The sequence below is a fragment of the Argonema galeatum A003/A1 genome, from assembly GCF_023333595.1.
Lineage (GTDB): Bacteria > Cyanobacteriota > Cyanobacteriia > Cyanobacteriales > Aerosakkonemataceae > Argonema > Argonema galeatum.
This window is the reverse complement of the sequence record NZ_JAIQZM010000012.1, coordinates 45,429-60,939: the sequence shown is the minus strand read 5'-3', so window position 1 is coordinate 60,939 and position 15,511 is coordinate 45,429. Positions and strand designations below refer to the sequence as shown.

The 15,511-nt window shown below is 46.5% G+C and carries 10 protein-coding genes and 1 CRISPR repeat array; of the genes, 5 read left to right on the top strand and 5 right to left on the bottom strand.

All coding sequences use genetic code 11. The annotated features are described in order from the left end of the window. Positions 1 to 225: 225 nt before the first annotated feature. Positions 226 to 1,815: a glycoside hydrolase family 57 protein gene (locus LAY41_RS14710; protein ID WP_249098980.1), complete on the bottom strand. Its 1,590-nt coding sequence runs from the start codon at positions 1,813 to 1,815 to the stop codon at positions 226 to 228. Between the two features lie 376 nt (positions 1,816 to 2,191). Here LAY41_RS14710 and LAY41_RS14705 point away from each other — a divergent pair, with 376 nt between their 5' ends. Next, positions 2,192 to 2,782, top strand: a complete 591-nt coding sequence (locus LAY41_RS14705; protein ID WP_249098977.1) for a DUF3038 domain-containing protein — start codon at positions 2,192 to 2,194, stop codon at positions 2,780 to 2,782. A 131-nt stretch (positions 2,783 to 2,913) separates the two neighbouring features. Continuing rightward, positions 2,914 to 5,022: a DUF4335 domain-containing protein gene (locus LAY41_RS14700; protein ID WP_249098973.1), complete on the top strand. Its 2,109-nt coding sequence runs from the start codon at positions 2,914 to 2,916 to the stop codon at positions 5,020 to 5,022. A 196-nt stretch (positions 5,023 to 5,218) separates the two neighbouring features. On the opposite strand, the gene LAY41_RS14695 is transcribed toward LAY41_RS14700, so the two are convergent. Continuing rightward, a complete protein-coding gene (locus LAY41_RS14695) occupies positions 5,219 to 5,518 on the bottom strand; it encodes a hypothetical protein (RefSeq protein WP_249098971.1) in 300 nt (99 codons plus the stop codon). 711 nt (positions 5,519 to 6,229) lie between these two features. On the opposite strand from LAY41_RS14695, the gene LAY41_RS14690 reads away from it, so the two are divergent. Together LAY41_RS14690 and LAY41_RS14685 are read left to right on the top strand one after the other, a co-directional pair. After that, entirely contained in the window at positions 6,230 to 7,606 is a 1,377-nt protein-coding gene (locus LAY41_RS14690; RefSeq protein WP_249098967.1) for a hypothetical protein, read from the top strand. Between the two features lie 267 nt (positions 7,607 to 7,873). After that, positions 7,874 to 9,145 (top strand): RNA-guided endonuclease InsQ/TnpB family protein, encoded by a 1,272-nt coding sequence (locus LAY41_RS14685; RefSeq protein ID WP_249098965.1) that lies wholly within the window; start codon positions 7,874 to 7,876, stop codon positions 9,143 to 9,145. Positions 9,146 to 9,353: 208 nt separating this feature from the next. Here the strand turns inward: LAY41_RS14685 and LAY41_RS14680 are convergent, their stop codons facing one another. The 3 genes from LAY41_RS14680 to LAY41_RS14670 all read right to left on the bottom strand — a co-directional run bounded on the left by LAY41_RS14680 (position 9,354) and on the right by LAY41_RS14670 (position 15,078). Further along, a complete protein-coding gene (locus LAY41_RS14680) occupies positions 9,354 to 9,554 on the bottom strand; it encodes a hypothetical protein (protein WP_249098961.1) in 201 nt (66 codons plus the stop codon). A gap of 1,015 nt (positions 9,555 to 10,569) precedes the next feature. Then, positions 10,570 to 12,407: a CRISPR direct-repeat array (repeat unit 35 nt; unit sequence CTTTTCAATTCAATTCCCCTCACGGGGACGGAAAC). A gap of 42 nt (positions 12,408 to 12,449) precedes the next feature. Further along, positions 12,450 to 13,622 (bottom strand): lipid-A-disaccharide synthase, encoded by a 1,173-nt coding sequence (lpxB, locus tag LAY41_RS14675; protein WP_249098958.1) that lies wholly within the window; start codon positions 13,620 to 13,622, stop codon positions 12,450 to 12,452. 451 nt (positions 13,623 to 14,073) lie between these two features. Beyond that, positions 14,074 to 15,078, bottom strand: a complete 1,005-nt coding sequence (locus tag LAY41_RS14670) for a histone deacetylase family protein (protein WP_249098955.1) — start codon at positions 15,076 to 15,078, stop codon at positions 14,074 to 14,076. Positions 15,079 to 15,248: 170 nt separating this feature from the next. Here LAY41_RS14670 and LAY41_RS14665 point away from each other — a divergent pair, with 170 nt between their 5' ends. Continuing rightward, positions 15,249 to 15,494 (top strand): hypothetical protein, encoded by a 246-nt coding sequence (locus LAY41_RS14665; RefSeq protein ID WP_249098952.1) that lies wholly within the window; start codon positions 15,249 to 15,251, stop codon positions 15,492 to 15,494. The last annotated feature ends 17 nt before the right edge of the window (positions 15,495 to 15,511 follow it).

Here is a 15,511-nt window from a genome sequence, read left to right as displayed (position 1 = left end):
TACGATCTGATACTAAATCCGCAACGATTACCCCTTTTATGTATATAGGCTGTAGAGACGTTTCATGAAACGTCTCTACAATGTGTATGCCAAAAATTCTCATGGGGTAACAAACCCGGATTTGGTATGAGTCAGTTAGGACGTTTTTAATTCCTGAAACGGTGGCGGATTCTAGCCCCTTCTTCCCCTAGTCCCCAGTCCAAGTGTCCCTAGTCCCTAGCTATATCACAAAGGGCGATAAACGCGGTAGTTAATGTTGGGGAAGATATTGTCAATTGTCTCAACTTTTTCCAGCCAACCGCTGTCGATTTTGCCCGCGTTAATATCATCGTAGAGTTTATTAAAGCGCATCAGGTGCGATCGCGTCCGTCGTACCGCGTAAGGCACCATCGTCCCAGTCCGCATAATAAACGCCCAATCAGAAGACTGGGCCAGGAGCAATTCTCGCGCCGCCTGGTTAAGCGCACGCCACTCCAATTCATCAGCTGGTTCCTTAAGCCCTAACTCAATCATCCGCTCCGCCGCTTTGTGCAGGTAGGGATAAATCCAGGAATTCGTATCGTTGAGCCAATACTCGTGAAACCCCTTGAAACCCCAACTAGACTGTGCAAGACGCATGACTTGATGCCTGCTGTGCATCCGCAGATAGTCTGCCAAGTGAGTCATAGCATAAGTCTTTTGGTCGTGCCAAGTCTTGCGGAACAGGTACTCCAAGAACCAAGGCCCTTCATACCACCAGTGACCGAACAGCTCCGCATCATAAGGCGAGACAATAATTGGAGGCCGCTGCATAACATTGTAGAGATGCTCGACTTGCTGCGCCCGGTTATACATAAAGTTGCCCGCGTGTTCTGTCGCCTTTTGCCTCGCCCAGTAAGGGTCATAGAGAGTTTTATCCCCCAAACCCAAACCCCGACCAGTGATCTTGTGGTACTTGATGCCAATATTTTTCCGCTGACCGTTGGGCATGATGTAAGGCTTAATATATTCGTATTCCGCTTCCCAGCCCAAGTCCTTATAAAATTCCCGATATTCAGGGTCACCGGGGTATCCCAGTTGAGAAGACCAAACTTGATGCGCCGATTCGTGATCCCGACCAAAAGCCGCAATGCCTGACTCTGTAAAGACAGGTGTATAAGTCCCAAAACGGGGACGGGGGCTACCATAAAGAATCGCGTGACCGTCGATGAGGAAATAGCGCAGACCTGCATCCGCCAGCATCTGTTCTAATCCGTTATAGTAAGCACACTCCGGCAACCAAATCCCCTTGGGAGGGCGTCCAAAGTTTTCCTCGTAGTGTTCGCAAGCCACCCGGATTTGCGCCCATACTGCCTGCGGGTACATTTTCATTAGTGGCAAATACCCGTGGGTAGCGCCGCAGGTGATGATTTCCAGGTTATTGCTATCCTGGTATTGCTTGAAAGCGGCGATTAAATCGCCGTTATATTGCTGCCAAAACTGGCGAGTCTCGTAAAATTCTTTGGCGTAATATTCAGATAGGTAGCGCAGATGACCGTTATGGTGATTATGCCCAATTTCGAGTTGGGTCAGATCTTCCAGTTTGGCCAAGTGCTTATCGTAGCGCTCTTGCAACAGCGGGTCGCGCAGCATTGACACCAAGGGCGGTGTCAGGCTCATCGTTATTTTGAATTCAATGCCGTCTCGCTTTAATGCCTCGAACATCCGCAGCAAGGGGATGTAGGTTTCGGTAATGGCTTCATAAAGCCACTCTTCTTCCAGCACATAGTCACTTTCGGGATGTCGGACGAAGGGCAGGTGGGCATGAAGTACAAGAGCGAGATAGCCAATAGCCATAATGATTTTGTGGAGGTGAATTAAGGTCTTGAGGACGCGGGAGGAAGAATGGTTTACAGTATTTTAAGATTTTAAGGCGAAAGGGACAGTATCCAAACGATCGCTGAATGTCTATAAATTGATGTGAACTACTCTAACTAACCTTCGGTATAGTTAGAGCTTCTGGCGCTTTCGGAGTTGTTATGCTTTTGTTCAAAAAATCACATTTTTATTTCTCTGCTCCTCTGCTGTCTTACAGATATTCTTTCAGCGGGAAAGTAATAAATAGAGTATTCTGCACTTAATTATGGTGGAAAATCACCCAAATTTGGGGATCTCCTGTTTCAGAACTTGTAACTGACAGACGATCGGCTGTCTTCTATTTTATTCTGAAGGTATGCGCTCGAAAGCATCGTCGCCCAAACCAACGGCCAACTGGGAGGATTTAACCCTAAATACCTCGCCAGACCCAGTGCAGTTGGACAACATCAAAGCCCAGCTGGATTTAGTTTTGCTAGCTTTAGAAGCATTAGCGGGAATTGGTTCGGAAGCGATCCTCGCCGCCGCCGCCCATCTGGGTTTGGAGTCAATAGTTGCTGACCGGGTTTCCTTGTGGCGTCTCCGCCAGTCCAGTCCCTTACGTAAAGGACAGGGAGGGCGTAAAAAGCTGGATGTAGAAGAAGCGCGATCGCTAGTTCTCATTATCTGCCACTTGACGAAACAGCACCAAGAGTTAATCCGTCGCGCCGTCGCCCTCCTAGAACAGCTAACCGAGCAAAACCAAAAACCGCATCAAGCCGCTCTGCTGGGAGATTATATCGATACCTTTAGCAACACCTACCAAGAACGCATGGAGGATGGCGACAGCTGTTCGACTGAAGTTCTAGCTCACCTCGCTCTCAAACTGTTGATAGATCTACTGTTTTACAGCAGTCCCGGCGGTCACCGCCGCCTTTGGTTAGCACTGCTCGGAAAAAGTAAAAAGTAATTAGTCATTACTCCCTTCGGGCCAGAAGATTACCTATCATTCTTTTTCCCCTCTGCACAAGCGCCCCTCTGCCCCTCTGCCCCTCTGCTCAAGAGCTCCTCTGCCCCTCTGCACAAGCGCCCCTCTGCCCTATGTACTCGTCCACCTCAGTTCTGCGACGCTATACTCCACCCACCTGCACGCTGGAAATTGTGGCCAAAGGCTCACCCCTATCCCGCTGGGTTGGTCGCCCGGTACTGAAGCGGCTACAGTTTGTGCTAAGCTTCGACGATCCGCGAGTGCCAGAGGAAAAACGAGTTACCGTTCGTGGGGACCAAACGCAACTAGAAGCGCTCTGCGAAGTAGTTCAAGGGTATGTGCAGGACTTTCTCGGACAGTCACCCGATCGATTAAATGCGTCGTTCTTGGCATCATCGCCTAACGATCGATCCGAACTATCAGACACCAATGCAGAATCGACTAACGGTTCGGGTGACACAACTGCCACCCTAGAAATACCGCAACATCATACTCCGGGCAGTGATGAAGGTTCAATAACATTATCATCTCATCCTTTAGACTCATCCTTTGCCGCAACTGATTCACCGGAGTTAGAACTTGGTGAAAAAGAAACTAGCGCCAACGGCACACCCTTTTCGCGTCATGAAGTTACAGGAATTTACCTGCAACCAAATGGTCTGCTGTTTCACGACCTGTTTTTAGGTTCTTTGGCTACAGAGCAGTTAGGGCCAGTTATACACCTCAGTTTGCTGCAATTATTTGACTTGGCGACTGCGCTAGATGAATACGCAGCTGAATTGGAGATATTGCCCACCCTTAACCGCCCAGCTTTGGGCAAAACTCCTCCCTTTTGGGCCAGTATAGCTGCGATCGCTCTGGTGACCGTGGGCGTAGCAACAGCGGCTGTGAAATTGCTCGATCGAAAAACTTCTAACCCAGAAATACCCGCAACCGCAGTTAACCCAGAGCCCACCCCAACCGAACAGCCACAAATTGCCGCTGTTCCCTCACCAGAGCCAACACCGGGAGTACCAACGCCACCCCTGTCTTCGTCGCAAACACTGCCAGCACTGCCGCCATCGGCATCTAATTTATCTCCCAGCCCCAGCGTGACCCTGCCACCGGGATCGGGCCTAGCTCCGAGTACTGGGGTGACGCCGCCAGTCGCTTCCACAGTACCTCCTCCTCTTGGGGTGACGCCGCCAGCAGCTTCCACAGTACCTCCAGGGCCAAGTTCTACTGCATCCCAACCAGAGCAATACAAACTGCCCCTTAATTCTGCTGCACCCCAACCGGGAAGCGGAGGCCCAACAGCATCCCAAAAACCACCCGATAATCGAACGTTGGTTCAGATAAATCCCTCAGAAACAGCACAGCGTCAGGAGCCTACCCAGCCCCAAATTAAGCCTAACCCGACCACCCCACCTCAAGCAGCGACCTCACCAACGGCACAGCGCCAAGAGCCCAGATCTGTTAAGAGTCCTAACCAATCTGCGGCTCGAATTGCTTCTGCTCCTGCGGTTGTACCAAAGTCAAGACCGACTCCTGAAGTTACAGCGCTTCCCACTCAGCCAAGTCCTCGAATTACAGCGCCTCCCACTCAGCCAAGCCCTCGAATTACAGCGCCTCCCACTCAGCCAAGCCCTCGAATTACAGCGCCTCCTACCCAGCCAAGCCCTCGAATTACAGCGCCTCCTACCCAGGAGATTCCTCGCGTTACAGCGCCTCCCACCCAGGAGATTCCTCCCATTACAACCCTTCCCACTCAAGAGTTTCCTTCGATTACACCGCCTCCTATTCAGGAGTTTCCTCCCATTACACCACCTCCCGCTCAGGAGTCATCTCCAGTTGCGGCAGCTCCGACTCAAAGCGCTGATGTCAAACCGCCAGTTGCCGCTCGGACTGGTACTCCCGGCGCACAGCCTACCCCCAGCAGCAGTACTTCCCTGTTTGACACGATCCCGCAGGTAGCTGAAGCGAAAAGTTATTTCCAAAATCGCTGGCAACCCCCGACAAGCTTGAAACAACGTCTGGAATACAGTCTGGCGCTTAATCCTGATGGGTCAATTCGCCAGATTATTCCTCTGGGACAAGTGGCAGAAACTTATCTCGATCGCACGGAGATGCCTTTGGTGGGTGAAACTTTCGTCTCTCCGATTGAAGGAAAACGCAGTCCCAAAATTCGGGTGGTTCTGAGTCCAGATGGCAAGGTGGACACTTTCCTGGAATCGTTGAATTGAGTATTCGGAATCTGCCAACTGCTGTGTGTTGGTTTTTACTACGCTCCTACTCAGATTTTAGAGCAGTTAAACCAATAAAATCTGTAAATCCTTTTCTAAATTAAGGAAATTAATTAGTTTGTCTCAATGTGTTATTGGTAACAAGCACTTTTGAGAAGTACCGAATAGCGATCGCAAGGCGTTTATCCTTATACAACTATACGGTCAATGCCTCAGCTTTTGCTTTTTTAGGGGTGCAGACACTCTCTAGCGCAGAAACCTCTAGCTCAGAACCCTCTAATGGCAGCGCTTCCTGTAACATGAGCATTTCATAATGCCAAATCAGTACCTCTTCGATACCTTCCCAAGAAGGTGCAAATGGTGGAAGCGCTAGAGAACACGCCTTCCAACTGCCACGAACGGGCACGCCTAGCTGTTGGCAATTACCGCCGCGCCTTCCCTCTGGCGTGTAGTACCGACAAGACCAACAGGCTGAAGCTACAGGATTTACCGTCATGAAACCTCTTTACCTTTTAGGGTGGGTGCATAAGTTTTTTGAGTCTTCTTTTATATTTATGCCAAATTACTCAGCCACTATATAAGGCTATAACGCATGAACCGTAAGGGTTATAGCGATCCCCAGCAAAAATAAACTTTATATTTATTTCATATTTACGTTAAGAAAACGATACATTAAGGCGAAATAACTATACTGATTTCTATAAAAACTCAATCGGGATCAAGGAAAACCTTAACTGACCGTCTTGGAACATAAGTTAGATAGTAACCAAAAATGAGGAATTAAAAAAAATCAGATCGCCAGGTAGAGTATAATGATATGTTTGGCTATATATAGCCAAACATATCGGTTAGGACAGTATTAAACGCTCAAAGCAAGGCTGGGACTGTGTTTATACAGTTTCCGTTGCACTCAACACTTTGCTATAATGCTTTCTTTTGGTAGATTACCCATAGTCAGAGGGACATACCCCCTTGTAGGGACAGGGATCGAGTCTGGGGATAGCTCTGCTTCCATAACTTCAGAGCAATACTTCAAAAGGCGTCGAAATTGCTGCTTTGGGGACTAAACCTGATTTTGGAAAACCCCTAAAATGTCACTGAGAGATTTAACAGACATTCAAGCTAAAAATTAAAAAAAAGCAAACCTTCTCTTAAAGCTATTTCGTTTTTAGTTTTCACTGACAAGCATTAGCTTAGGAGTGCGATCGTGAGTCAACTTTCCCCCGCCCAGCCAAGAGTGCAATCATCCCCAACCCAGCCTTATTCGCCCGCCCTGCAAGCTGTTCTGAGCAGCCTGGATGTGCAGTTGGAGGAAGAATTAGCCCGATATCGGCGTCAACGCCCTGCCAAAACAATTCCACCGCGTGCTGCTGGGCGTCCCCAGAGTCCAAAAACTTTGGATCTGATCTCTGTGCGAGCTACTGGCGGCAGAACTAGGCCGCAAACTGCTGCTGTGACGGTGCCAGAGAGCCTACCAGCAGCTATTACCAACAAAAATGCTTTTGGAGAAAGTGAGGCTGAGAACCGCGAAGTGGAAGCCCCAAATGCGGCTTTAGGAACGCCGGATCTTTCTGTTGATGACAACCCAATCGCTCACCTGGAAAATCCCCCTGGTTTGACTAGATCTGAAGGGGGTTTGGTGAACCGGGCTGCTTCTGGGATACAGCCAAATGAGTATCTGCCATTAGAGTCAGCACATCTAAAAGATCTGAGACAGGAAAAAGCTGCCGCCCAGTCAGAACGCAGTTTTGCGGACAGTCTGCTGAGCCCCTTGGGGATTGGCTCAATGCTGCTGTTGTTGCTCTCTAGTGCGACTTTGGGCTATATAGCGATGAATCCGTCTAGCCTCAACCACCTGCCTCTGGGGCGACTGTTTGCATCTAAGACGGCGACGGTAGCCAAAAATCCGCAAAAAACTCCTGCCGTTGGAGAGGATAAAGGTGGAGAAAATTCCATTCCCAATTCACCCAATCTGGCTGACCAAGAATTTGTGGAACTGAATTTAAGAAGTTTAAGTACACTAAAGCGTAAAAATACGCCAAAAGCTCCACCTTTACCAACGATCGGTACTCAAGTGCCTGTAAATCCCCCAGCGCCGTTACCGCGTCCGGTGGGTTCTCCAGTGCCTCTGGATTTACCGGCGGCACTCTTACCACCGTCACTTCAATCAGGTGTGTTGCCCCAGATTGGCGATCGGTCCCCCGCCATACAGCCTGCGCCAGCTGGAACTACCAAACAGCCGAATGTTCCTAAGCAGCAAGCTGCGGGGAATAAGCCGATCGAAGGAACGGCTCGGTTGGCACCGCGTGGGGCGAGCGATCGGGGGCAAGCTGCTGCCACCAAACAACCTCCAGCAAAGGCTAAACCTGCACCGGCAAAGGATAATAAATTCTTGGTTGTGACGGCGTACAGTGGCTCAAGCTCTCTGGCACAAGTGCGGAAGGTGACATCAGATGCCTATGTACGTCGCTTACCGCAAGGCAACCGCATCCAAGTGGCTTCATTCTCCTTGGAGTCGGAGGCTCAAAAAAAGGTTCGGGATTTGCGAAAACAGGGCATATCGGCTGAGATATATCGCCGGTGACATCCTCGTGCGCCATAATCTACGCGCTGCGTGCGCGTAGATTATGGCGGAGGGTCAAGTCAATTATTTCTGGGCAAGAAGCGCATAGATTTCCCGTTTAACTTGCTCTAAAAGCTCACGCACCCGATTTATCTACCCCGCCGGTCAGACCCACACCATAGCAGCTTCTGCTTGGTGTTGGGATGAAAGGCTCTTTAAAATTGGGGACTCGATGTACCCAATTTTAACAAATCATGTTACTCTATTTACACAGCACATTTCTATAAAATGTTAGTTTACGAAGCAAAAATAAAAGGAACAGAAGCTCAGTACCGCATCCTCGATGAGATGTTGCGGACTGGGCTTTTTGTTCGTAATAAAGCTTTGCGATACTGGATGGATAATCCAGGAGTAAACGGCATGGACTTGAACAAATACTGCAAAGTCCTGGCTGACAATCCTGAATTCCCTTGGGTTAAAAAACTTAACTCAATGGCAAGACAGGCAATGGCTGAACGCGCTTGGTTAGCTATAGTTCGATTTTTTGATAACTGCAAACAGAAAGTAGCAGGCAAAAAAGGTTATCCGAAGTTCAAAAAACTGTTGACCAGAGCATCAGTTGAGTATAAAACTTCTGGTTGGAAGCTTTCAGAAGATAGAAGATATATCACTTTCACGGATAAATTTGGTGCGGGGACTTTCAAGCTTTGGGGAACTAGAGACTTACATTTTTACCAAATAGACCTTCTTAAGCGTGTTAGGATAGTTCGCCGTTTCGATGGATATTACGTGCAGTTTTGCATTAATCACGAAAGGAAAGAAACCCATGAATTAACAGGTCGAATGTTAGGGCTAGATGTTGGTTTAAACCATTTCTACACCGATTCAGAAGGCAATCAAGTAGAAAACCCTCGCTTTTTGAGGAAAAGTGAAAAAGCTCTCTTGAGAGCTTTTCGTCAACTTTCACGAAAAAATATTGGGTCAAAAAATAGAAGTAAAGCTAAGAATCGGTTAGGTAGGAAACACCTAAAAGTTGAAAGGCAGCGTAAAGACTTTGTTGTGAAATTAGCAAGGTGCGTAATCCAGTCTAGTGACTTGGTAGCCATTGAAGACTTGCAGGTGCGAAACATGGTGAAAAACCACCATTTAGCTAAATCAATTAGTGATGCTTCTTGGTCGATGTTTAGGCAGTGGCTTGAGTATTTTGGTCAAGTGTTTGGAGTGCCGGTTGTGGCTGTCCCTCCGAACTATACATCGCAGGATTGCTCTAATTGCGGTACGGTAGTTAAGAAAACCTTAAGTACTAGAACTCATCAATGCCATCACTGTGGGCATATTCAAGATCGAGATTGGAACGCGGCGATTAATATTCTAAATATTGCGTTGTCAATCTTAAGTGAAATGTTGAAAAATACCGTCGGGCAGACGGAAATTAACGCCTTTGGAGAGAATGACCTCTGCTTGGTTGGGGTAACTCAATTAAGTAAGCCAACTCGCAGAAAGAGGAAGCCCAAAGAGCAATCTTTGGAATCCCCCGCTATATTCGGTACTCCGAATTAGCGGTGGGAGGATGTCAATTTAGTTTGCATATTTATGTTTGGTCAATCTTGGATATCGACGATCTTTTCAGCACACTCATGCCTTGCCTGCATCGCTTTCAGGTTGCGTCTAGAACGCCAATCTAGTTGTGGCGTAGCGGTCAAACGGGATAGTTTTTACCATGAGCCTTTTTAGGACGCTGCAAAGGCAGTGCTTTTCACGATGGGATTTAATCGAGAACTGTCAGCAATCCATGTCTGATACCATAAAGCAGCCGGTTAATCAAGATTTGCTCTCCTTCGCTGAGTGAATCCGTTAATAAGGCAGATCTGATCTGATACCGATCGTGGACAGTCATCTTGCCAGAAACCATGATCTGACCAGTAAGGGCTTCGATTGAAACGGGGTGCCAGTGGGCTTTAGCGTACATCTTTCTGCGGGTGGGAACTTTACATCATCCAATATCTTCCATTTCTGGAAAGCGTCGTGCGATCGAAAGCATTCATAAAGCCTGACGCTATTCTTCTAGTTTGGTGATACGGCGCCCAAATCAATGTGACCGTAAAGTTTCTTTGCAGTGATGCTAATCATTGACTTACCACTAATCTAAATTTCTAACTGAAGTTGCGGGGATCGCCGTGGGCTGGGCGATCCCCGTACTGGGTGGGTTGAGACTTGACTGTTGTAAAGGTATCTTTCGGACTGATAGGCTAAGGGGTGAAAAATTACTCCTTTCCCGCTCAAAGAATATGTATAAAGCAGCAGAGGGGCAGAGGGGAAAAAGAATCATAGATAATCTTCTGGCCCGAAGGGAGTAAGCATTCCCTTGCAACCGTCGGTAAGATAAAACTGGAGCGAATAATAAGAAGTATATCTTTTGATGGATGCAAATAGCTCACCTTGACCGATAGTCACGTCGCACAAGTAGTAAAAATGACTAGGGGCGATCGCTTTCTCGAATTACTGCGATCGTCCCCCACTTCCTCTACTCTTAACTCTGAGAGTCTTTTTTTCTGTGGTTTTTTTTCTCAATTCTTTGCTTAATCGCCTCTTGGTCATTAGTTTAGGACTTACGCAAAGAAACCCAGTTTCTTTGGTACATACCTCGTTAGCGAAAGCGCTAGCGGGTTTTTTTGGTGTTGACATTGAAGGAGGAGTCAGTTAATCTATATTCATTGGTAAATCAAGTTCAATCTGAACCTTGACAATTTAAACAAAGTTAGGTATAAAACAAGTTTTGTTTTGTGCTTTACCTGTAGGGGTCGGGCAAAGGCTGAAACCCTTATGTTTTCGTTGACCCCTATGGGTTGCCCATCAGGTAAGGGTTTCAAGCTTTGAAACTTGACTAAATTATCAATAAGCTTAGTCTTGTTGACAGGTAAAAATGACCCCTACAGTTTGGGCTAGTTAGAATCCTACTCTGGTAAGGCTTTCAAATTGGCACTCTTTTCAATTCAATTCCCCTCACGGGGACGGAAACGGTGGCGGGGGCGCGGTAATTGTGCGGCTGCCAGGCTCTTTTCAATTCAATTCCCCTCACGGGGACGGAAACTTGACCGGTAAAAATTTTACCAGCGATTGATTGATTGACACTTTTCAATTCAATTCCCCTCACGGGGACGGAAACAATTTTGCCGCGGCTGCTGCACAGCGGAATCATCTGCTTTTCAATTCAATTCCCCTCACGGGGACGGAAACCATAAGTCTCTTGCCCTTTGGCAAGATAACTGGTCTTTTTCAATTCAATTCCCCTCACGGGGACGGAAACCTGCCGTCAACTCTGCAGGAGCAGAGAGATAGAAAGGCTTTTCAATTCAATTCCCCTCACGGGGACGGAAACTTAATTGAGGAACCAAGTTACGAACTTGCTCCACAGCTTTTCAATTCAATTCCCCTCACGGGGACGGAAACTTGATCCACTCATCAGAGAAAATTTCTTCCATCCTCATGGCACTTTTCAATTCAATTCCCCTCACGGGGACGGAAACCTTTTAAGCGAAAATCCCGCATAAACAGTTCCCAATTATCTTTTCAATTCAATTCCCCTCACGGGGACGGAAACCGGGAAAAGAAAAAAGGTTAGAATTGCAAGTTTGCTTTTCAATTCAATTCCCCTCACGGGGACGGAAACAGGATTTTTTTTGAGTCTATGATCTAACCCTAACCTAGTCTTTTCAATTCAATTCCCCTCACGGGGACGGAAACAAACTACTGCTGATTTAGCTGGTTAAGCAAATCAGAAAGCTTTTCAATTCAATTCCCCTCACGGGGACGGAAACTTATTACGACGCAGTACGTCGTAATTGTAATTCGAGCTTTTCAATTCAATTCCCCTCACGGGGACGGAAACCTGGCGGAGCATCGGTCCCCAACTGAGACACCGATTGCAGCTTTTCAATTCAATTCCCCTCACGGGGACGGAAACATTTCAATTGATTGAGCAAGTCTCCTAGAGGCTGCATCTTTTCAATTCAATTCCCCTCACGGGGACGGAAACTTCAATTGACCCTGCGGCTTGCTCAGCCTGTTGCTGATCTTTTCAATTCAATTCCCCTCACGGGGACGGAAACTTTCTTCAAAGAATTGTTGAAGCGTTTTTGGTGCCTTTTCAATTCAATTCCCCTCACGGGGACGGAAACTTGCCGCTGGCGGTACTCTTGTATCTGGATTCGATTCTTTTCAATTCAATTCCCCTCACGGGGACGGAAACACTATTTTGTTATCTCCAAAATCAACCAAAAGAGCAGCAATGCTTTTCAATTCAATTCCCCTCACGGGGACGGAAACTCAACTTTTGTTGATCCATCAGCACCGGGAGTAATGACTTTTCAATTCAATTCCCCTCACGGGGACGGAAACAGACACGGCGCACAAAATAATCCTAGTAGACCACGCTTTTCAATTCAATTCCCCTCACGGGGACGGAAACTATCCATCCCGATACAAAGCCACGGTCTACATAAGCTTTTCAATTCAATTCCCCTCACGGGGACGGAAACTTACCATCCATCCAGGCATTTCATGCTGTTCTACGACAACGCTTTTCAATTCAATTCCCCTCACGGGGACGGAAACTTCGTAAGAATTATCGCCTTTTTGGATGATTGTACACTTTTCAATTCAATTCCCCTCACGGGGACGGAAACTTCCTGGTGTGTCAAATTGGCAAAATTTTCACCGCTTTTCAATTCAATTCCCCTCACGGGGACGGAAACATTAAATACAATGCCTCCGGGAATAAGCAGCAGCTTTTCAATTCAATTCCCCTCACGGGGACGGAAACGATCGATGGTTTGACTCAAAACCAACTGTACAGATTTCCAATTCATCTGTAATGCAGTTGAAGAATTTCTTTAGCCGCGCGATCGCACGCTCCGACCTCTCCTAAAGCTTGTCGCATCTCTCGATAGTCCGCTAAAGTTTGCCTGCGCCGATCTGGATTTAGCAAATTCATCGCCTCTCGAACAATATTTTCTGGATTAGCTTCCTCTTGCAGCAATTCCGGCACAATTGACTTCATCAGCACTAAATTAGTGGGTGACATGAAAGGAATCGAAAACTTTAGTAAATTGGTGGCAATCCAAGCGGTGATATGATTAACGCGATATATAACAACTTGTGGAATTTCTAAAAGAGCAATTTCTAGATTAACCGTGCCAGATTTAGTAATAGCTAGGTCAGCTGCTGCGATCGCTTCCTGCGTCTTATCGGCAACCAAAGTAGCACGCAAATCGTAATTTTGGATGGCTTTTTCTATCGAGTCCCGATATACTTCAAGAGATAAGGGAATCCAGAATCTCACATTCGGAATTTTTGCTTGGATTTGCTGCGCTGCTTGGAACATTACTGGCAAAACATATTTGATTTCCTGATGTCGAGAGGCGGGTAAAAGTGCGATCGCTACCTCATCCTCAGAAATTCCCAATTCAGCACGCGCTTGGGACCGCTTGGGACTAGAAATCATCCTATCTATCAACGGATGACCGACCCAGCTAACTTTTACCCCTTTTTCTTGGAAATAACGCGCTTCTTCTGGGAAAATTGCCAACACAAGGTCTGTCATTTTCACAATACGATCTGTGTTGTGCTGACTCGGCGACCAAACCCATTCTTGAGGCGCGATGTAGTATGCGATCGGCACCAAGGGAAAATGCTGGCGAACATAACTGCCGATCCCCAGATTTGGCCCCATGTAATCGATCAGCACCACTAAATCTGGCGGGTTTTGCTGGAGGTATTGTTTGGCGCGACGCTGAATCTGAAGGGTAGGCCACACATACGGTAGAGATTCCAAAATCCCCACCGAACCGATCGCGCTGGTATCCCCCAACAATGTAGCCCCCGCCGCAGCCATACGGCTACCCCCCAGCGCCACTATTTCTAATTCCAACCCTAATATTTGTGCTTGGCGCTTTAGGGCGTCAATTAGCAACCCTCCCTGCAAATCGCCAGACACTTCGCCCGTACTGATAAATATAGTTTTTCGTTTCGAGTTCAAAATTTTTCTATGTTGCGCCGCTTTAAAGAGTGTATCAAATTTTAATATAATTTAAGGCCAATTTTAACGATTTGTTTCCACAGGCGTAGGACAGTGACACGCACTCGCCGTCCAGTCAATTCAGCCCTGACGGGGTGACAAGTATCGCTGAAACCCTTGCACAGTCTGTTTTATACCACATCGCTTTTTCAAAAAATTGAGTTAATTTTTTGGTCTTATTGACACTATTCTCAAATGCTTGCAGCTACAAGCCTCATGGATTCGTTTTAGGCCACCAGATTTACCTGCCAATTTTTCAGGATGTGGGTGGCTTAAAAACCTTGGCTTGCAAAGCTTTTGGGCATAGTTGTCCCCCCTTCACAAAGGGAGGCAAAATCTAAGCTTGTGCGTAAGTCCTGAAAAAGATAGGGTGTTTATTCTCAAGAGAGCCCCGATTGAAAAATTTACTTACTTAATAGCTAGCTAAAACTGCTACATGACTGACTGCTGCCGATACCGTCACAGGTAGCTTATACCCACCACCGTGACTGGATAAAACAGGACAAGATACTTTTTTAGCTAGGTCTAGTACGTATTCTGTTAAGAGTTTAAAGTCTTGATTAGTCCAATCTGTAATTCCTTGACCGCAATCATCTTTATGAGAATCGTAACCTGAAAATATCAATATTAAATCTGGATTCCAGGGTATCCGCTCCAAAGCTAATTGAAATCTGTACCGACTTTCATTACCTCTATAAAAGTCACCTGTTAAGTGAATTTTTTCAAATAAGTCATCTTCATATATTTGAGATAGTATGGGAATATTACAGTGCCCGACTTCTTCGCCTTTTGTTGTTGTACCCGCTTTAAGGTTGGATGCTTTAGCCATGTATAAATCGACAACGCTATGGATACTTATGCAGTAAACGCTCGGATCGTGGCTAAAGATTGACTGAGTTCCATCTCCATGATGAATATCCCAATCTACAATTAGTATTTTATGAAAATCTTGAGTCTGAGCATACCTGGCCGCCGCCGCCAAAGGATTGAGCAAACAATACCCGTGTCCCCAATCTTCATGTGCGTGATGACCGACTAAGCTGAAGCAGTAGGCACGCTCTAAAATGCCTTTTTTCATATGGTCTATGGCTTCTATCATTCCTCCTAAACCATACAAATAACCGGGTAGGCAGTATTGTAAATTCGTGCATTCAGTACTTAATTTTGGTTTTTGAGGTAAAGGCTTCTCCAATGCCATTAAAGCTAACTGGATTAAATACTTATCTGTGTGTACACTAAGATACTCGGCATAGTCAACCCTTCTGACGGGAAGGGTTGGATAATCAACTAGGGCTTTCTCAAGTTCCTGCCTGATTTTGCTGTAATGTGGTAAAGAGTGTCCGACGAAAGAAAGCTTACTACTTGGTTTGGATGTATAGCAGGTATGAGGATGTAAGTAGGTAGCAAATTTTGTCATAATTTCAAGACATTTCCACGGTTTTTAAGTACGGGCGCATATCAAGCCATGTTAATACTAATTTGAAAAATAATTGCCAAATTGACTACCTAATAAAAAAATATATGGCAAAGATTTAAAATCTAAAATCTAAAATCTGCTAGAGTTGTTGGAGTGCTTGAGGTGTAAAGATGAGAGTCTGGCTTGCGAGTTTCCTACTTTTGTTTGCGTTGGCACAACTTTTTGAATGGATGAAACACTTAGCGCTGCCATTGCCGGTGTTTATTGTAGGTGGGGTCTTTTTGGCTCTAGCATCCAACTACGATAAGCGATCGGGCTGGCCTTTCCGTGGTAAAATTTCTGAATCCCAGCCTAGCCAAAACCATATACCGACTGTGATAGAGTCTCTCCACCCACCCAGTCCAGGTAACAATTGATTGTCTTATGAGAGGTA

Excerpts from the sequence above, each read along its gene's own strand:
- LAY41_RS14695 (WP_249098971.1), bottom strand. The coding sequence starts at position 5,518 with ATGACGGTAAATCCTGTAGCTTCAGCCTGTTGGTCTTGTCGGTACTAC.
- LAY41_RS14710 (WP_249098980.1), bottom strand. The coding sequence starts at position 1,815 with ATGGCTATTGGCTATCTCGCTCTTGTACTTCATGCCCACCTGCCCTTC.
- LAY41_RS14665 (WP_249098952.1), top strand. The coding sequence starts at position 15,249 with ATGAGAGTCTGGCTTGCGAGTTTCCTACTTTTGTTTGCGTTGGCACAA.
- LAY41_RS14680 (WP_249098961.1), bottom strand. The coding sequence starts at position 9,554 with ATGTACGCTAAAGCCCACTGGCACCCCGTTTCAATCGAAGCCCTTACT.
- LAY41_RS14700 (WP_249098973.1), top strand. The coding sequence starts at position 2,914 with ATGTACTCGTCCACCTCAGTTCTGCGACGCTATACTCCACCCACCTGC.
- LAY41_RS14670 (WP_249098955.1), bottom strand. The coding sequence starts at position 15,078 with ATGACAAAATTTGCTACCTACTTACATCCTCATACCTGCTATACATCC.
- LAY41_RS14705 (WP_249098977.1), top strand. The coding sequence starts at position 2,192 with ATGCGCTCGAAAGCATCGTCGCCCAAACCAACGGCCAACTGGGAGGAT.
- LAY41_RS14685 (WP_249098965.1), top strand. The coding sequence starts at position 7,874 with ATGTTAGTTTACGAAGCAAAAATAAAAGGAACAGAAGCTCAGTACCGC.